13 protein-coding genes are annotated in these 17,591 nt (G+C 70.8%); 4 read left to right on the forward strand and 9 right to left on the reverse strand.

Going from position 1 to position 17,591, the window contains the following annotated elements; translation table 11 throughout:
- Positions 1-3 precede the first annotated feature (3 nt).
- On the forward strand, positions 4-741 hold the full coding sequence (locus tag OG933_RS16920; protein WP_362517270.1) for a Mut7-C RNAse domain-containing protein: 738 nt from the start codon (positions 4-6) through the stop codon (positions 739-741).
- Here OG933_RS16920 and OG933_RS16925 read toward each other — a convergent pair.
- The 5 genes from OG933_RS16925 to OG933_RS16945 all read right to left on the reverse strand — a co-directional run bounded on the left by OG933_RS16925 (position 738) and on the right by OG933_RS16945 (position 9,620).
- Positions 738-3,146 (reverse strand): galactose oxidase-like domain-containing protein, encoded by a 2,409-nt coding sequence (locus tag OG933_RS16925; RefSeq protein ID WP_405633415.1) that lies wholly within the window; start codon positions 3,144-3,146, stop codon positions 738-740. The two genes, OG933_RS16920 and OG933_RS16925, sit on opposite strands and share 4 nt — an antisense overlap.
- 23 nt (positions 3,147-3,169) lie before the next feature.
- Positions 3,170-4,360: a glycosyltransferase family 2 protein gene (locus tag OG933_RS16930; RefSeq protein ID WP_362517273.1), complete on the reverse strand. Its 1,191-nt coding sequence runs from the start codon at positions 4,358-4,360 to the stop codon at positions 3,170-3,172.
- Positions 4,357-6,006: an ArnT family glycosyltransferase gene (locus OG933_RS16935; RefSeq protein ID WP_405627682.1), complete on the reverse strand. Its 1,650-nt coding sequence runs from the start codon at positions 6,004-6,006 to the stop codon at positions 4,357-4,359. Before OG933_RS16935 ends, OG933_RS16930 begins: the two co-directional genes overlap by 4 nt.
- A complete protein-coding gene (locus OG933_RS16940; protein WP_362517279.1) occupies positions 6,003-7,361 on the reverse strand; it encodes a glycosyltransferase in 1,359 nt (452 codons plus the stop codon). Before OG933_RS16940 ends, OG933_RS16935 begins: the two co-directional genes overlap by 4 nt.
- A 213-nt stretch (positions 7,362-7,574) precedes the next feature.
- Positions 7,575-9,620 (reverse strand): thioredoxin domain-containing protein, encoded by a 2,046-nt coding sequence (locus OG933_RS16945; RefSeq protein WP_405627683.1) that lies wholly within the window; start codon positions 9,618-9,620, stop codon positions 7,575-7,577.
- Between the two features lie 157 nt (positions 9,621-9,777).
- On the opposite strand from OG933_RS16945, the gene OG933_RS16950 reads away from it, so the two are divergent.
- The gene (locus OG933_RS16950) at positions 9,778-12,978 is read left to right on the forward strand and encodes a tetratricopeptide repeat protein (RefSeq protein WP_405627684.1); all 3,201 of its coding nucleotides are present in this window, start codon (positions 9,778-9,780) and stop codon (positions 12,976-12,978) included.
- Between the two features lie 150 nt (positions 12,979-13,128).
- Here OG933_RS16950 and OG933_RS16955 read toward each other — a convergent pair whose 3' ends face one another.
- Both OG933_RS16955 and mca read right to left on the reverse strand, forming a co-directional pair.
- Positions 13,129-13,386, reverse strand: a complete 258-nt coding sequence (locus OG933_RS16955; RefSeq protein ID WP_078615601.1) for a hypothetical protein — start codon at positions 13,384-13,386, stop codon at positions 13,129-13,131.
- Positions 13,379-14,239 (reverse strand): mycothiol conjugate amidase Mca, encoded by an 861-nt coding sequence (mca, locus tag OG933_RS16960; protein ID WP_054242565.1) that lies wholly within the window; start codon positions 14,237-14,239, stop codon positions 13,379-13,381. The genes OG933_RS16955 and mca overlap by 8 nt, the downstream gene beginning before the upstream one ends.
- A gap of 125 nt (positions 14,240-14,364) precedes the next feature.
- Between mca and OG933_RS16965 the strand changes: the two genes are divergently transcribed.
- Both OG933_RS16965 and greA read left to right on the forward strand, forming a co-directional pair.
- Positions 14,365-14,766 (forward strand): DUF4307 domain-containing protein, encoded by a 402-nt coding sequence (locus OG933_RS16965; protein WP_020128090.1) that lies wholly within the window; start codon positions 14,365-14,367, stop codon positions 14,764-14,766.
- A gap of 210 nt (positions 14,767-14,976) precedes the next feature.
- Entirely contained in the window at positions 14,977-15,477 is a 501-nt protein-coding gene (gene greA / locus OG933_RS16970) for a transcription elongation factor GreA (protein WP_020128091.1), read from the forward strand.
- Positions 15,478-15,554: 77 nt separating this feature from the next.
- On the opposite strand, the gene OG933_RS16975 is transcribed toward greA, so the two are convergent.
- Complete coding sequence (locus OG933_RS16975; RefSeq protein ID WP_020128092.1) at positions 15,555-16,418, reverse strand: ABC transporter permease; 864 nt, start codon at positions 16,416-16,418, stop codon at positions 15,555-15,557.
- Positions 16,415-17,446, reverse strand: coding sequence for an ATP-binding cassette domain-containing protein (locus OG933_RS16980; protein ID WP_362517305.1), 1,032 nt, complete (start codon positions 17,444-17,446; stop codon positions 16,415-16,417). Before OG933_RS16980 ends, OG933_RS16975 begins: the two co-directional genes overlap by 4 nt.
- Between the last annotated feature and the right edge of the window lie 145 nt (positions 17,447-17,591).

Genomic DNA, 17,591 nt, shown 5'->3' on the forward strand with positions numbered 1-17,591 from the left:
CAGGTGAACGCATTCGAGATCCGCGTCGAAGTCGCCCCGGAGCTGGCCCTGTTCGTCCCGCCCGCGCGGCGTGCCGGAGCCACCGCGCTCGCCGTCGACGGCGTCTCCACCCTCGGCCATGTCGTCGAGTCGCTCGGGGTGCCCCTCACCGAGGTCGGCACCCTGCTCGTCGACGGCCGCGCCGTACCGGTCTCGCACATCCCCGCAGCCGGCGAGTCGGTGACCGTCCGCCCGGTGGCCCGCCCTCAGCAGATCCCGGAAGCGCCGCTGCGCTTCCTCCTCGACGTCCACCTCGGCACCCTGGCCCGCCGGATGCGTCTGCTCGGCGTGGACACGGCGTACGAGTCGACCGACATCGGCGACCCGGCGCTCGCCACCCGGTCGGCGGCCGAACAGCGCGTCATGCTGAGCCGGGACCGGGGCCTGCTGCGGCGGCGCGAACTGTGGGCGGGCGCGTTCGTCTACAGCACCGACCCCGAGGAGCAGCTCCGCGACGTACTCGACCGGTTCGCGCCCGAGCTGCTTCCCTGGACGAGGTGCACCGCCTGCAACGGTCTGCTGCGCAAGGCCACCAAGGAGGAGGTCGCCGACCAGCTGCGCCACGGCACGCGGCAGTCGTACGACGTGTTCGCGCAGTGCCTGTCCTGCGGGCGCGCTTACTGGAAGGGCGCGCACCACGAGCAGCTGGTGGCCATCGTGGAGCGCGCCCTGGCGGAGTTCGCGGGACAGGGCAGGCCCTAGCCCTTGCGCAGGTCGCCCTTTCCGCACGCGAGGCCGTCCCGGTCGGGGTCGAGCCCCAGCGGGTCGTCCTTGCCGTTGATCTTCAGCCGGCCGTAGTCGTTGGCCTTGAGCCAGGAGCAGCGGGCGGCCGTCGTCCTCTTCACCGTCGCCGGGAACGCCGTGGGCACGCACACGTTGATCGAGCCGTAGTGCCGGTCGCAGCCGGAGACGGTCGGGCCGACCGCCTGCGAGGTCCGCTTCCTGCCGGGGCCGGTGACCTTGCCGGTCAGTTCGTCGGCGAAGGAGTGCACGTGCGGTGCGGCCGCGGTGCCCGAGGACACCGAGAACGTCGACGCGGAGTCCGCGGCGAGTCCGGCCGGACCCTGGAGGTGCACCCACTTCGCCACCGACGGCACCCCGTTCGCGTCCACCGCGAAGAGCATGTACCAGCCGGGCGGCGCCAGGTTCGGGTTGCTCGTCACGTTGAGGTCGACGTTGTTGCCGTCGACGGACAGCGGGAGGTCCACGAAGCGCTGGTTCGGGTCGGAGGAGTGGGTCACCGCCGCCGGGCGGATCAGCTCCGCCTTGGCGATGGGCCGGTCGACCGTGATGCGCTGGGTGTCGCCGTACGTCCACTCCGTGTCGATGACCGACGTGATCGCCGGCCGGGTGCCCTTGAGCAGATAGGGCGGGGTGTAGATCGACACGTTGTGGTTCCAGGTGCCGTTGCCCGGGTTGTCGCCGGTCGACATCACCCGGCCGTCGGGCAGCAGGAACGACGACGAGTGGTAGCCGCGGGCCTGCGGGTCGGCGGCGACGGGATCGAAGGTGTTCGTGCCGGGGTCGTAGATCGACGACTCGAAGACCGGGTCGGCCCGGTTGTGCAGCGCGCCGCCCGTCTCCAGCACCTTGCCGTCGGGCAGCAGCACGGCGGAGACGTACATCTTCCCCTGGTTGCCCGTCTCGGCGACCGGCCCGGTGCCGAGGTCGACGGTGCCCTGCGGGAGCGGCGGTCCGGCGACGTACGACGGGTTCGCGGCCTTCAGGTCGATGATGTCGGTGAGCCGGTTGCCGTCCGGGTTGGAGTCGATGTTGCCGCCGCCGAGGGTGAGGACCCGCTGGTCCTGCGCCGGAGGCAGCAGGACGCTCGCCGACTGGTCGCGCTGGTCCTTGTTCTGCAGACCGGGGATCTGGGTGACCGTGTTGGCGTCGTAGTCGTAGACCGCCGAACCCGTGCCCGGGATGTTGTTGCCGAAGACATGGCTGCCCGAGTAGAAGAGGCGGCCGTCCTGCATCAGGATCATCGACGGGTACAGACCCCAGTACGACCAGGTCTGGTTGACCTTCCACAGCGGCTGCCACTGCTGCTCGGCCTGCGAGAACAGCTCGGCCGTCACCGATCCGGTCGAGTCCTCGCGCAGCCCGCCGAAGGACAGCACGTCACCGTTGCCCATGACCGTGGCCGACGGGTACCAGTGGCCGTCGTTCATGTCGTTGGTCCTGCTGTACGTCTCGGTGACGGGATCGAAGACGTACGAGTCCTTGAAGCCCTCGTAGCCGTGCCCGCCGGCCACCGGGTAGGCCTTGTTGCCGCTCATCACGAGGACGCGCCCGTCCTGGAGCTGCACGTGCCCGGAGCAGAACATGTCCTTCGGCGTGGGGACGACCTTGTAGCTGCCGGTCGCCGGGTCGTACACCGCCGACGTGAACGTGCCCGCGTTGAACTGCTCCTCGCTGTTGCCGGAGCCGGCGATCAGCAGCACCTTGCCGTTGTTGAGGACGACGGAGTGCATGGAGCGGACCGGGTTCTGCGTGGGCAGCACGTCCCAGCGGCCATTGGCGCAACTGTCGGCGGTGCCCGTGCAGGTCGCGGGCGGGAGGACGTCCGGCACCTGCTCCATCGTGTAGTCGTCGGTGGTCACCGAGCCGGTCCCGTAGACGGAGACGCCCCAGGTGATGCGGTCGGTGCCGGCCGGCACCGCGGGGGTGCGGACGGTGGCCTCGGTGTAGGCGGACGCCATGTCCAGCGTCTTGAGGTCCGTCCAGTACTGCCAGCCCGCCGTCGCGTCGTGCCGGAAGAGGGTGAGGGAGGTGTCGGGGGTCGTCGACTTGTACCAGAGCGACAGGTCGTACTGCTTGCCCGGCGTCGCCGCGGGCGCGCACTGGGCCGACTCGGTGATCAGCGCCTTGCGGTCGCCGTCGACCCGGCGGGTCAGCGTCACCTTCATCGCCTTGGCGCCGGTGTGCGCGTCCGAGGTGTGCGCGAAGGCGAAGTCGTTGTCGCCCCAGCCCGACTTCTCCCAGCAGTACGGCATGCCGTCCGTACCCGCCGTCTCGAAGCCGGCGTTCTTGATGAGGTTGGCGGCGGACGCGGGTTGCGGGCCGGCCAGCAACAGGCCTGAGGTGAGGCCCGTCACCGCCAGCATGGCGATCCGTCTGCGGCGTCTGTTCACACGGCTCTCCTTGCGGTGCGGCTCCGCCGCGGCCTCCGGCGGGGGAGGTAGACCAGCGCTTCGGTACCGGCGAAGCGCACGACGAACGTCGTGACCAGGGCCAGCGCGGTCGCGGACAGCGCGCCCATCCCGAACCGGTGCACGAACAGCGCGATCAGCGGGATGCGCAGCACCAGATCGGCGTTGGCGAGCAGCGCGAACCGGCCGGCCCTGTCCCACCAGCGGCGATGGGCCCGGCGGTCGCGGAACAGCAGATGCTCGATGAGGACGAAGTTCCAGGCGACGCCGAGCTGGTTGGCGAGGATCTCGGCCGGCACGTAGTGCAGTCCGGCGGCGGTGAGGGCCCACAGCCCCAGCAGGTTGGGCAGGAACCCGGTCGCCCCGATCAGCCCGAAGCCGATCATGCGGGCGACCGGCGACGCGGTGCGCAGGCCGACCAGGTGGCGCAGGAAGCGGAAGCCCTCCCGGGCGCTCGACTTGGACTCGCCGGCGAAGCGCTCCTCGAAGACGAACGGGACCTCGCCGACCGCGCGCGGGCGGCTGCGGACGGCGAGTTCGAGGAGGATCTTGTAGCCGAGCGGCTTGAGGACGTCGGCGGTGACCGCACTGCGCCGGATCGCGAAGAACCCGCTCATCGGATCGCTGATGCCGTGCAGCTTCCGGGGGAAGAGGGATTTGGTGAGCCAGGTGGCCCCGCGGGAGACGGCCACCCGGTAGCTGCCCGCCAGCCCGGCGCGGCTGCCGCCCTTGATGTACCGGGAGGCGACGACGAGCGCGGCGTTCGACCGTTCCCCGGTGGCCACCAACTCCGGTACCAGGGACGGGGGGTGCTGGCAGTCGCCGTCCATGACGACGATCCAGTCCGAGCCGGCCGTCCGCATCCCCTCGACGACCGCGCCCCCGAGCCCGCCGACCGGTTCCTCCCGGTGCAGCACGGTCACCGGGAACGGGCAGTCGCGCGCCGCGTCCCGGATGACCTCGGGGGTGTCGTCGGTGGAGTCGTCCACGAAGACGACCTCGCAGGGCAGCCGGGAGGGAACCGACTCGGTGATCCGGTGCAGCAGTTGGCGGATGTTCGCCGACTCGTTGAAGGTCGGTACGACGATGGTGACCGCGCCGGGCTCGGCGAGCTGGGCGGCGCTCAGATCGGGGACGGGGGCGCTGTACTCGGTGTGTTCGTGGCTCATCGGACGCCTCCGGAGTCGGTCTGGATCCGCCGGATCTCGATCCGGTCCTCACCGGAGCCGAAGGTGGCCACCGGCGTCGAGTGCTCGAGAGCCGCCCCGACCTGCGGCAGGTCGCTCGCGTCCCGCCGGACGGTCGGCGAGGCGACGACGTAGTCGATGTCCCGCCAGCCGTTCGGCAGGGTCTTGGTGACGGCCGGGTCGAGGTCGGCCTTGTAGAACCAGATGGCCCCGGGTCCGGGCCGGTAGTCGGCGTGCACCAGGTCCAGCCAGAGCGCGTCGTCGACCAGGACGCGGGTGCCGGCCGGGTCCTCGACCTCGGTGGCCAGCCATGTGGAGGCGGCCCGGTAGGGAGCGTTGGCGTCGGCGGTGACGGCGGTGCGGTCGCCGTCGTACCAGCGGGGGACGACGTACGCGCCCGCCGCCAGGGCGAGGACGGCCGCGAGGGCGTAGCGGCCGCCGGTCCGCCACCGTGCCTCGTCCGGCCCGCGCCGTCTGCGCAGGACGGCGTGGGCGATGCTCGCCGTGCCGCCGGCGAGGACGAGCGCGAGGAAGGGCAGCGCCTGGATGACGTACATCGCGGGCAGGTAGCCGCTGGGCCGCATCGCGACCAGCGCGAGGATCGCCACCGCCAGCGACGGTCCGGCGAGAGCGCGGGCGGTGACCGACCAGCGCCAGGTGAGCAGGAGCAGCAGCGCGCCCGCGAGGCCGCCGAGGATCAGCACCCGGTCGTAGTAGAGCCACGACCGGAGCGCGTCGTAGGACCCCGAGCCCTGGTCGAGGATGAAGCCCGACCCGGGTCTGGTCATCTGGTAGGCGATGCCGTCCCAGAGGGAGACATGGCCGCTGCCCGGCAGCAACTCGCCCTTGAGCAGGGCGAAGAGGGGATACGCGAGGCCGATCAGCACACAGGCGGTGACCGCGCCGGTGAGGGCGAACTTACGGGTGTCGCGGTGGCTGTGCCGCCACATGGTGACGAAGACCGCCGGGAGGACGAAGAGCATCGTCTCCTTGGTGAGCACGGCCGTCGCGGCGGCGACACCCGCCGCGAAGTGGTGCCAGAGGTGGCGGCTCGGCGAGGCGGCCAGGGTGAACGCGAGCAGGGTCCACATCACCGCGAGGTTGTCCAGGAAGATCTCCCGCTGGAGGACGACCGAGAGCGGGGAGAGCCCGAACAGGACCATGCCGAGCCCGGCCGCCCATCGGGGCAGCGACAGCCGCCGCCCGAGGACGTAGACGAGAACGGCGCTGATCGCGCTGACCACGAGCATCGCGGGCCGCATCGCGCCGACGGTCATCGAGTCGGGGCTGAACAGCTTGGGGATCCAGGTCAGCAGGGCGAGCTGGATCCAGCCGAGGGGCGGGTGGTCGTACCAGTAGGTGTAGTGGGCGAGCCCCCTGCCCTCCTGGACGGCCCAGGCCTGGGCGAGGTAGGTGCCCTCGTCGTCGCTGAGGGTCGGGTAGTCGGCGATGTTCCAGCCCTGCACGACGAGGATCGCCACGAGGAGCACGCCGCACAGGATCAGGTCGGGACGGGACCGTCGCAGCCGCTCGGTCACAGCCGTTCGGCCGGTCGAACGCGAATCAGGCACAGGCCGGCGCTGCGCGGGGACCGTGCCGGTGGTCACCGCGGGAAGGGTGGAGGTCACGCAGGAACGTCCTCTCGGATCACTGCGGGATCGGAAGCAGGTCCGGCCACGGTCGCGGGACCGGCTACGGCCCCGGTTGCGGGTCCGGCTGCAGGTGCGGCTGCGGGTCCGGGAGTCGCGGCGGTCAGATGCGCGCCGACATGTGAGGTCAACTCCCAGTCGGTACGGCCGCGTTGTTCACGCCAGACCGCGCGCATCGCGGCCCCCGCGAGGAGGACCTGGTAGAAGGGCCCGCCCACGACGAGCTTGAGGTAGTGGACGAGGCGGACGCGCAGGCCGTACTGCTTGCCGAAGTCGTGCAGGCCGACGAGCTCGAAGACGAAGGTGACGAGTGCCGTCACGGCCGGCAGGAAGGTGACGAAGGCGATCCCGACGGGCACGTCGAGGAAGAGCGCGATCGCCACGTTGAGCGGGATGACGACCCCGGAGAACGCCTGGAGAAAGGGCGTCATGAGGGTGTAGCGGGCCAGCAACCGCTGCCCGAACCCGGGGAGTTGCTTCCAGTCCTTCTTCCGGTAGACCTGGAGGAAGCCCTGGTTCCAGCGGGTGCGCTGCTTGAGCAGGGACATCAGCGAGCCCGGGGTCTCCTCCCGGGTCACCATGGCGGAGTCGTAGGCGACGACGACCTTCTTGCCGACGCTGGAGAGGCGGACACCGAGATCACAGTCCTCGGCCAGGCAGTCCGGGTCCCAGCCGCCGGCTTCCCTGAGGGTGTGCGTCCGTACGAAGACGGTGTTGCCACCCAGCGGGATGAATCCTTTCTGCGCATGCAGATGGAGCCGGGAGCGGAACCAGAAGAAGTACTCCAGGCAGTTGCGCAGGCTGTACCAGCTGGAGTGGAAGTTGATGAGCTGCACCCCGCCCTGCACGACGTCGGCCCCCGTGGTCCGGAAGGCGTGGTCGACATGGGAGAGCAGCTCGGGATGGACCTGGTCCTCGGCGTCGAAGACCCCGACGACATCGCCGCGGCAGTGCGGCAGCGCCGTGTTCATGGCCTTCGGCTTGTTCTTCTTCTCGTGGGTGTCGACGACGACACGGACGCGCGGGTCGCGTTCGGCGGCGCTCTCGGCCACCGCCGTGGTCTCGGGGTCGTCGTGACCCACGATGACGATGATCTCGAAGTCGGTGTGGCCGGACTCCAGCAGGCGCTGGATGGTGTGGTCCAGCACGGCCTGTTCGTGCCGTGCCGGAAGCAGCAGCGAGAAGGAGACGTGTTCGTCGCCGTCCGGGCTGCTGAACCGGGTGGACGCGAGCACTTCGGGCGTACGCCACGCGTGCATCTGCCACCACAAGGTGAACGCCGCCATCCAGAACAAGGCCAGTGAGACGGCAGCGATGAAGACAGACGTGAGCAAGCAGATCCCCCCAGATCCCAGAGCCCCCTGTCGCGACGGCGTGTCACATCCGTCGCGTCACTGTGGAGAGACTAGGGGGACTCTGTGAAGTCCGGGAACTCTTCCGATAAATAGATTGTTTCGGAACTCTGCCGCTTGTAAGCCGACTTATCCGAACAGATGCTCAGCTTTCCCTGCGGAGCCACGGTGTTCCGGTGTGGCTTTGTGGGTGTTTCAGCCGCTCACCACGGTCGTCAACGCCGTGCGCAGTCGCTCCGGGTCGGCGGTCGGCGCGTCACATGTGAAGTTACGGCAGACGTACGCGGTCGGTTCACCATCGATCAGCGGGCGGTCGGCGAGCAACGGAAACTCGTCACTCCCCGTCGTGCCGAACGCGACGACGGCCCCCGGGGCGGTGCCCAGAAGCGCCGTACGGTGCAACGCCGCCGAGGCCGGGTCGGCCGTGCCGGGGACGACCACGGCGACCTCGCGCGGCCCGTCGAGCAGCGCCTCGGCGGCGGCGAGCCCCCATCCGATGAACCGGGGCACCCGCGGCCCGAGCGCCTTCACGACGCCCAACGCCCGCTCCGCGGCGGTGCGGTGGGGCTCCGAACCGGTATGGGCGGCGTAGCTCAGCAGCGCGCCGGCGGCGGCGGTCCAGCCGGAGGGCACCGCGTTGTCGGTCGGATCCTGCGGACGCCGGATGAGCCGCTCGGCGTCGGCCGCGGTGTCGTACAGCGCACCGGACTCGGGGTCGACGAACCGGACGAGGACGTGATCGAGCAGGAATCCGGCGAACTCCAGCCAGACGCCCTCCCCGGTGACGGAGGCGAGGGCGAGGAACCCCTCGGCCACGTCGGCATAGTCCTCCAGGACCCCCGCGTTGGCCCCGGCCTGTCCGTCCTTGCTGGTACGGGCGATACGGGCCTGCTCGTCGAGATGCAGCCGGACGAGGAGATCGGCGGCCCCGACCGCGGCCTCGACGAGATCCGGCCGGTCGAAGTAGGCGCCGGTCTCGGCGAGCGCGGCGATCGCGAGCCCGTTCCAGGCGGCGACGACCTTGTCGTCCCGGCCCGGGGCGGGCCGTCCGCCGCGCTCGCGCAGCAGCCGCTCCTTGATCCCGGCGATCCGCTCCGCGTCGAAGACCTCCTCCTGCTGCGGAAGCTGGAGGACGGAGGAGCCGTGCTCGAAGGTGCCCTCCTCGGTGACGCCGAAGTAGCGGGCGGCGAGCCCGGCGTCCTGCGGCCCGAGCACCTCGGTGAGCTGCTCGGGCGTCCAGACGTAGTACACGCCCTCGACGTGCTTCCCGCTCCCGTCGTCGCTGTCCGCGTCGAGCGCGGAGGCGAACCCGCCCTGCTCGGTGCGCAGTTCGCGCACCATGAAGTCGGCCGTCTCGAGGGCGACCCGCCGGGCCAGCTCGCTGCCGGTGGCCCGCCAGAGATGGGCGTAGACCCGGCACAGCAGGGCGTTGTCGTACAGCATCTTCTCGAAGTGCGGCACGACCCAGTCACGGTCGACGGAGTACCGGGCGAACCCGCCGCCGAGCTGGTCGTAGATCCCGCCCCTGGCCATCCGTTCGCAGGTGTCCCGGGCCATCTGGAGAGCGCCCTCGGCGCCCGTCCGCGCATGGTGGCGCAGCAGGAACTCGATCACCATCGACGGCGGGAACTTCGGCGCGCCGGCGAACCCGCCCCGCTGCGGGTCGTACTCCCGGGTCAGCCCCAGCAGCGCCTGCGACAGCTCCTGTTCTCCGGGGGCCATGCCGTCCCCGTAGGAGATCTCCCGTCCCGCCAGATCCCGGACGATCTTCCCGGCGACCTCGGCCACCTCGTCCCGCCGCTCGGTCCAGGCCTGCCGCACCCCCTCCAGCACCTGCCGGAAGGAGGGCATGCCCTGCCGGGGCGCGGGCGGGAAGTACGTCCCGAAGTAGAAGGGCTCGGCGTCGGGCGTCAGGAACACGGTCATCGGCCAGCCGCCCTGGCCGGTGGCCGCCTGCACGGCCTCCATGTAGACGGCGTCCACGTCGGGACGCTCTTCCCGGTCGACCTTGACGCTGACGAAGTGCTCGTTGAGCTGGTCGGCGGTCGCCCGGTCCTCGAAGGACTCGTGCGCCATCACATGGCACCAGTGGCAGCTCGAATACCCGACACTCAGCAGCACCGGCACGCCCCGCCTGCGCGCCTCCTCGAAGGCCTCCGCCGACCAGGGCCACCAGTCGACGGGGTTGTCGGCGTGCTGGAGGAGGTACGGAGACGTCTCATGGGCCAGTCGGTTCGGCATGGGGTCCATCCTGCCGCAGTACCCCGCCCGGCAGACGTCAGGCGCCCCCGGGCGATCACCGCCCCGGCCACCCCAGGCCCTTCGCCCCCTCGCTTCGCGGAGCCGCCCGCCGCACACTTGACCAAGGAAAGCGGTGACCTCCGGAGGGGGACGGGACATGCGGGACGGCCATAGGGCGGAAGCCGAGCGGTTGTTGGCGCGGGCCGTGGAGGAGGAAGTACGGCGCTCCGGCGGGCGCAGCGACCGGCAGGTGCTGATGACGCGGGCGCGCGGCGCGCTGGACACCATGGCGCAGACGGCCGCCGAGGAGTACGAGGCGTACGCGCGCGCCCTGGAGGAGACGGAGTCCCGCCAGGTCAGTTTCGGACAGCGGTACGCGCGCGAGGGCGGGCGGACTCCCCTGCTGGTGGCGGGTGTTGCCGCCGTCACGACGGCGGTCGCCGATCTCGCGCTGGGCACCGGGCCGGGCACGGCGCTCGGCGCCGGGGTGGCCGTCGGCGTCGTCGGCGCCGCGGCGACCGTCGTGAAGGTGGCGGGCTCCCATCTGCCGGCCGCGCATCACCGGGCCGGCGAGGCGGGGCAGCCCGGCGGAGCCGAGCAACTGCGGCTGCAATGGCTCACCGCGCTGGAGGTGCGGGGCATCCGGCCGTTCCTGGATCAGCAGCGGATGCTGAGCGCGACGACCGGCCCGAAGAAGGCGCCGGGACCGCAGCTGCGCGGCGCCGACAAGAGCGCGGCCGCCCGCGGACGGACCTTGCTGGCCCAGTCCTTCGCCCAACTGCCCGAAGCGACAGGCCCGTTCGCCGGGCGGCGGACCGAACTCGGGCAGCTCAGGCAGTGGGTGCAGGCGGCGCGCGCCAGCACGCAGACACGGCCCACGGTGGTCGTGCTGCACGGACCCCCCGGCAGCGGCCGCACCACCCTCGCGGTGCGGGCCGCGCACGATCTGCGCGACCAGTTCCGCGGCGCCTGCGTGGTGGACCTGCGCGGCCACAGCGCGGAGGAGGCGCCACTGCCCACCCGGGACGCCCTGCTGCACCTGCTGAACCGGCTCGGCGCACCCCGCGAACAGCTCCTCTTCCGTGAGCGCTCCTCCGCGGACCAGCAGGTCAAGCGGCTCACCGAGCTGTACCAGCAGCACCTGACCGGCCTGCCGGTCACGGTGATCCTGGACGACGCCTCGGACCCCGAACAGGTCCTCGCACTCGTGCCGGAACGTTCCGACAGCCTGGTCCTGGTCACCGCCCGGACCCCGCTGGGGCTGCCGGCCGAACTGTCCGCGTGGGTGCACGAACTGGCGGTGCGGCCCCTGGACTCGGCGGGCGCGGAGGAACTGCTGGGCGCGGCCGCCCAGGACGCCTCCGGCCCGTACGACGCCGAATCCGCCGATCGCATACGGGAGTTGTGCGGCGGGCTGCCGCTGGCGCTGCGCGTCGTGGGCTCCTCGCTCGGCCCGCGCTCACCGCGCGCGCTGGCGGCGGACCTGGGGGTGTACGGACCGGTGGAGCCGGTCGAGCGCGCCCTGTGGCTGCGCTACACCGACCAGCCGGACGTGACCCGCAGACTGCTGCGCCGGCTGGCCCTGGCCGGACGGGCCTCGCTCGGGACGGCCGCGGCGGCCGCGCTCCTCGCCACGGACCGTGCGGAGGCGACCCGCCATCTCACGGCCCTCGCCGACGCCGGCCTGGTCGACCACGTCCGCGGCGACCGCTACCGCCTGCACGACCTGGTCCGCGCCTTCGCCCAGGCCCGGCTCCTCGACGAGGAGGAGCAGAACGAGCGCTCGGCGGCCCAGGAACGCCTGATCGTCAGCTACGCCGAGCTCGCCGACTCCGTGCTGCGGCTGGTCGACGGCAACATGTCGACCCGCTCCGACCGCTTCACCCCGCACGGCTTCACCTCCCTGGACGAGGCGCTGCGCTGGCTGGACGACGAGTCGAGCTTCATCACGGCGACGCTGCGGCACGCGGAGGGCGTGGACCAGAACGCCGTACTGAGCCTGCTGGGCGCCCTGTGCGACTACTGCCTGCTGCGCGGCGACCTCTACCGGCTCGGTGAGATCAGCGAGCTGGCGCAGTCGGTCGGCCAGGACCTGCTGGTGCGGTCCGTGCAGTGGCGTACCGGTATCGCGGCCCGTCAACTGGGCGAGCTGGACAAGGCCCGTACGACGCTCAGCTCGGTCGTCGACCTCTATCTCCAGGCCCACCACGACGCGGGGGCGGCTCGCGCCCTGTGCTCGCTGGGCATCACCCTGCACCACCAGGGCCAGCTGACGGAGGCGGCGGCGAAGCTGCGGGAGGCGATGGACCTGCAGGCCGCGCCCGAGCTGGCCACGGACCGGGCCTGGACGATGCACGCGCTGGCGGCGGTCGAACGGGACAGGGGGCATCTCGCCGAGGCCCTCGACCTGCTCACCCGCTCCCTGGTCCTGCACCGCGAGGGCGGCTCCGTGCACGGCGAGGCATGGGCGCACTTCCAGCTGGGCCAGCTGAACCTGCGCCGCGGCGACGTCCCGCGGGCCGAGGCCGATCTGCGCGAGGCCCTCGACCTGTACGGCCGCACCCGCGACGCCCGCGGCGAGGCCTGGGCGCTGACCCAGCTGGCCCGGGCCCGGCTCATCGCAGGGGACCCGGACCCGGCGGCGGAGGACCTGCGCCGGGCGTCGGCGCGGCACCGGGACAACGAGGACGCGCGCGGTGAGGCCTGGACGGTCTACTACCTGGGCCTGGCCCTGGAGGAGACGGGCGACCTGGACCACGCCGTCCGCGAGCTGGAACGTTCCCGCTCCCTCTTCTCCCGCATGCGTGACGTCTACGGCCTGGCCTGTGCCCGCCACCACTCGGCCCGGGTGACCCGGGACCAGCGCGCCGCCCAGACCGGTTCGCTGCGCAACTCGGGCTTCGCCCGGCAGCTCCTGGTCGACGCGCGCGCCGACTTCCAGCGCATCGGCGTCGCCCACGGCGAGGCCTGGACCTGCCTGGAGCTCGCGATCGTCGACGCGGGGAACGCCCGTACGCAGGCGGCCCTGGCCCTGTGCGACGAGGCGGCCGGCCTGTTCGCGTCGTACGGCGACCGGCGCGGCGAGGACTGGGCCCGCTTCCTGCGCTGCACCCTGCTGCCCTACGCGGCCCCGGGCGGGGTCGAGGTCGGCACGGCGGTGGCCCAGGAGGAACTGGCCCAGCTGGTCCGCACCCACCACCCGCTGCGCGACACCCGACTGACCGAGTGCCTGGAGGCCTACGGGCTACTGCTGGAACGAGGAATCCGCCTGGAGTCCGGCTGGCAGGCCTGGCGCCTGGGCCTGGTACCCGGCAGACACGGCCGAGAGGTCATGGGCGTGGCGGTGGGCACCGAGTAGAAGACCTGAACCGGGGCGGGGCACGCGCAGGAGGGAGACGGGCTCCGGGCGGGGCATGCTCAAGGGCGAGACGGGCGCCGGGGTGAGGCGGTCAGCCCGCACCCCGGCGCCACGCGTCCCTGCGCCGCGCGCTCTCGCCGCGCACTCGCCTCAAGATGTCGAGGAGGGCTTCCCCGTCGCCTTCGCCGTGCCGGCGGCGGAGGTCTGCTCGGGGTCCGCCGGCTCCTTGAAGTCGACCTTGCCCATGTGCTTGCTCATGGACTTCATCAGGCCCCACACCGCCACGGCCATCGCCGCGAAGACGATGAAGCCGAGGACGCCGGGGGTGACCTTGTTCTCGTCGACCTCCTTGGCGAGGGGGACGAGGTGCGTCATTGCCAGGCTCACGCTTGCGCTCATGTCAGGCATTGTCGCGGATGCCCGCAAAGAGGTCGTCCTCGGGGAGGGAGGTATCGACGCGGGACTTCGCGAGCTCGTACTCCTCCGTGGGCCAGACCTCCTTCTGGATCTCCATCGGCACCCGGAACCAGCCGCCGTCGGGGTCGATCTGCGTGGCGTGCGCGATCAGCGCCTTGTCGCGGATCTCGTAGAAGTCGGCGCACGGAACGTGCGTGGTGAGCGTGCGCTCCTTCTGGCCGAACTCGTCCCAGCGCTTGAGCCACTCCCCGTAGGGCGACTCCAGGCCGCGGTCGAGCATCGCGTGGTGCAGCGCCTCGGTGCGGGGCCGGTTGAAGCCCTGGTTGTAGTACAGCTTCGACGGCCGGTACACAGGCCCGAACTCGGCCTCGGGGTACTTCGCGGCGTCGTCCGCGCCCTCGAACGCCACCATCGAGATCTTGTGGGTCATGATGTGGTCGGGGTGCGGATAGCCGCCGTTCTCGTCGTAGGTGGTGATCACCTGGGGACGGAAGGAGCGGATCTGCTTCACCAGTTCGCCGGCCGCCTTGTCGACGTCCTCCAGGGCGAAGCAACCGTCGGGCAGCGGCGGCAGCGGGTCGCCCTCGGGCAGGCCCGAGTCGATGAAGCCGAGCCACTCCTGCTTGACGCCGAGGATCTCGCGAGCCTCGTCCATCTCCTTCTTGCGTACCTCGTGGATGTGCTCCTCGATGTACTTGTCGCCCTGAAGCTTGGGATTGAGGATGGAGCCGCGCTCCCCGCCCGTGCAGGTCACGACCAGCACGTCCACCCCCTCGGACACGTACTTCGCCATGGTGGCCGCGCCCTTGCTCGACTCGTCGTCGGGGTGCGCGTGAACGGCCATCAGTCGCAGCTGGTCAGTCAAGACTCAATCCTCGGTAAGTCGGCGCCCGGTGTGAACCGGCGCGATCGCAGGCTTCTATAGTGACCGAATCGGGAGGCGAATAATTCCGTGCCGGGAGGACGATCATGAGTACGGCGAGCACGCGACTCCCCGAGGGCCGCTACGGCCGTTCCTCGGACGAGCGGGCCGACCACAAGCTCAGGATCACCGGCGCCGTACTGGGCGCGTTCCTGCTCGCCCTGGTCGGCTACTTCGCCTACCACTACGTCGGCCAGAACAAGATCAGCGCCGAGGTGATCACCTTCAAGGCGACCTCGGACGAGGCGGTGCAGCTCCACCTGGAGGTCCGCAAGGACTCGGGCGCGAGCGGCTACTGCACGGTGCGCTCCCAGGCGGCCGACGGCGCCGAGGTGGGCAGGGCGGACTTCCGCTTCGCCGGCTCGGACACGCGCATCGACCGGACGGTCACGCTGCGTACGACGGCCAAGGGCACGACGGCCGAGCTGCTCGGCTGTCACGCCGACTGACGCCGACCGGCAGGGACTGACGCGGGGGCCGTCGGGCGAGCCGTATCCTCCGCAATACGTACACGCTGACCTGCGTCGACGTAATTCTGATGGCTTATGTCCTCCCCCTTCGGCCACTGAATTGTTAGGCTCGTGGTTTCGCCCATCACCTGAGGAACATGCTTTTGGTAGGGCGATGCTTTGTATTCCCAGTACCGACGAGGAGCACCTGTGACCCAGACCAGCGAGTCCGTCACCTGGCTGACCCAGGAGGCGTACAACAAGCTCAAGGTCGAGCTTGAGTACCTTACTGGTCCTGCGCGCACGGAGATCGCCGCCAAGATCGCGGCCGCGCGCGAGGAGGGGGACCTGCGTGAGAACGGTGGGTACCACGCGGCCAAGGAGGAGCAGGGCAAGCAGGAGCTCCGTGTGCGCCAGCTGACCCAGCTTCTCGACAATGCCAAGGTCGGCGAGACCCCGGCTTCCGCCGACGGCGCGGTGGCGCCCGGCATGGTCGTGACGATCGCCTTCGACGGTGACGAGGACGACACCATGACGTTCCTGCTCGCCTCGCGCGAGTACGCGAGCTCGGACATCGAGACCTACTCGCCGCAGTCCCCGCTCGGCACCGGCGTGATCGGCCACAAGGTCGGCGAGGACGCGGAGTACGAGCTGCCCAACGGCAAGAAGGCCTCCGTGCGCATTCTCAAGGCCGAGGCCTACAGCGGCTGACCGGCCCCCGTCCGTCGCCCCGCTGTGACCTGCCCCCGGCGCCCACGCCGCCGGGGGCTTCGTCATGTCCGGGACGCTCAGGCCGTCGCCGAGCGGTACTTGCGGACCGCCAGCGTCCGGAAGATCACGACGATCAGCACCGAGTAGATCAGCGAGGCCCAGACCGGGTGCTGCATGGGCCAGGCGTCGGACGCCGACTGGCCCGGGTTGGCGAAGAGCACCCGGCAGGCCTGGACGGTGGCACTGAACGGGTTCCACTCGGCGATGTGACGCAGCCACGGCGTCATGTTGCTGGTGTCCACGAAGGCGTTGGAGATGAAGGTCACCGGGAAGAGCCAGATCAGTCCGCCGGAGGTGGCCGCCTCGGGGGTGCGGACGCTCAGGCCGATCAGGGCGCCGATCCAGGTGAACGCGTAGCCGAGCAGGAGCAGCAGCCCGAAGGCGGCCAGGACCCGGGCGGCGTCGGTGCTGCCGTCGGAGCCGACCCGCCAGCCGACCAGGAGGGCGACCACCGCCAGGACGAGCAGGGTGAGCGCCGTCTGCACGAGGTCGGCGAGGGTGCGGCCGGTGAGCACCGCGCCACGCGCCATGGGCAGGGACCGGAAGCGGTCGATGAGGCCCTTGTGCATGTCGTCGGCGATGCCCGCGCCGGCTCCGGCGGTGGCGAAGGTGACGGTCTGCGCGAAGATGCCCGCCATCAGGAAGTTCGTGTAGTCGGTGGCGCTCGTGCTGCCGCCGATCTGCATGGATCCGCCGAACACGTAGGTGAACAGCACCACGAACATGATCGGCTGGATGAGCCCGAAGATGACCATCTCCGGGATGCGGGACATCCGGATCAGGTTGCGCTTCGCGATGACCAGCGAGTCGCGGACGGACTGTCCCAGCGGGTGGGCGGGCTTGGGCGCCGCGCCGCGTACGGCGTCGGTGACGGCACTCATTTGACGGTCTCCCTCTCGCTCTGGCCGCTCTGGCCGCTCTTACCGCGCGGGGCGTCCCGTCGGTCCGCTTCGCTCTCCTCGGCCTTCGTCTCGGCGACGTGTCCCGTCAGGGAGAGGAAGACGTCGTCGAGGGTGGGGCGGCGCAGGCCGATGTCGTCGATCTCGATACCTCGGCCGTCGAGCTCGCGGATGACCTCGGCGAGCAGCTTGGCGCCGCCGGCGACGGGCACGGTGAGCTTGCGGGTGTGCTGCTCGACGGTGGTCTCGCCCTTGCCGAAGCCGGCCAGTACCTCCGCGGCCGTGGCGATGTGTTCGCGGTCGTGCACCACGACCTCCACGCGCTCTCCGCCGGTGCGGGCCTTGAGCTGGTCGGAGGTGCCGCGGGCGATCACCCGGCCGTGGTCGACGACCGCGATGTCGTGCGCGAGGTGGTCGGCCTCTTCGAGGTACTGCGTGGTGAGCAGCAGTGTCGTACCGCCGGAGACGAGACGCTTGATCACCTCCCACAGCATCTGGCGGTTGCGCGGGTCGAGGCCGGTCGTCGGTTCGTCCATGAACATCACGGGCGGTGAGACGACCAGTGCCGCTGCCAGGTCGAGGCGACGGCGCATGCCTCCGGAGTAGGTCTTGGCCGTGCGGTCGGCGGCTTCCGCGAGGCCGAACTGGTCGAGCAGTTCGGCGGCCCGGGCCTTCGCCGCACCCGCCTTCATCTGGTAGAGCATGCCGACCATCTGGAGGTTCTCGCGGCCGGTGAGGTATTCGTCGACGGCCGCGAACTGGCCGGACAGGCCGATCGAGCGGCGGACCTCGTTGGGGTGCTTGAGCACGTCGAGGCCGGCGACCACGGCCCGGCCGCGGTCGGGGCGCAGGAGCGTGGTCAGACAGCGGACCGTGGTGGTCTTGCCCGCTCCGTTCGGCCCGAGCAGGCCCAGAACCGTGCCCTCCGGGACGTCCAGGTCCACGCCGTCCAGAGCCTTTACGTCGCCGAAGGTCTTCACCAGGCCTTCGGCATAGATGGCACCTGGCATAACAGTCTCCACGTCATTGAGGATTCTTCGGAAAGCCTAGGTATGTACTTTTCGTTCCGCCCGATGGGAGGTGAGGGGAGCGGCGTGCGACACACCATAACGCGATGTATCGCGTCTCACAACGGTCTTTCTCGAACGAGTGACG

Source organism: Streptomyces sp. NBC_00016, from assembly GCF_045040885.1.
GTDB lineage: Bacteria > Actinomycetota > Actinomycetes > Streptomycetales > Streptomycetaceae > Streptomyces > Streptomyces coriariae.

What these genes read in the sequence shown, in the direction of transcription:
- OG933_RS16925 (WP_405633415.1), bottom strand. Translation starts at nt 3,146, where the DNA reads ATGCTGGCGGTGACGGGCCTCACCTCAGGCCTGTTGCTGGCCGGCCCG.
- OG933_RS16930 (WP_362517273.1), bottom strand. Translation starts at nt 4,360, where the DNA reads ATGAGCCACGAACACACCGAGTACAGCGCCCCCGTCCCCGATCTGAGC.
- OG933_RS16945 (WP_405627683.1), bottom strand. Translation starts at nt 9,620, where the DNA reads ATGCCGAACCGACTGGCCCATGAGACGTCTCCGTACCTCCTCCAGCAC.
- OG933_RS16950 (WP_405627684.1), top strand. Translation starts at nt 9,778, where the DNA reads ATGCGGGACGGCCATAGGGCGGAAGCCGAGCGGTTGTTGGCGCGGGCC.
- OG933_RS16955 (WP_078615601.1), bottom strand. Translation starts at nt 13,386, where the DNA reads ATGCCTGACATGAGCGCAAGCGTGAGCCTGGCAATGACGCACCTCGTC.
- mca (WP_054242565.1), bottom strand. Translation starts at nt 14,239, where the DNA reads ATGGCCGTTCACGCGCACCCCGACGACGAGTCGAGCAAGGGCGCGGCC.
- OG933_RS16965 (WP_020128090.1), top strand. Translation starts at nt 14,365, where the DNA reads ATGAGTACGGCGAGCACGCGACTCCCCGAGGGCCGCTACGGCCGTTCC.
- OG933_RS16975 (WP_020128092.1), bottom strand. Translation starts at nt 16,418, where the DNA reads ATGAGTGCCGTCACCGACGCCGTACGCGGCGCGGCGCCCAAGCCCGCC.
- OG933_RS16980 (WP_362517305.1), bottom strand. Translation starts at nt 17,446, where the DNA reads ATGCCAGGTGCCATCTATGCCGAAGGCCTGGTGAAGACCTTCGGCGAC.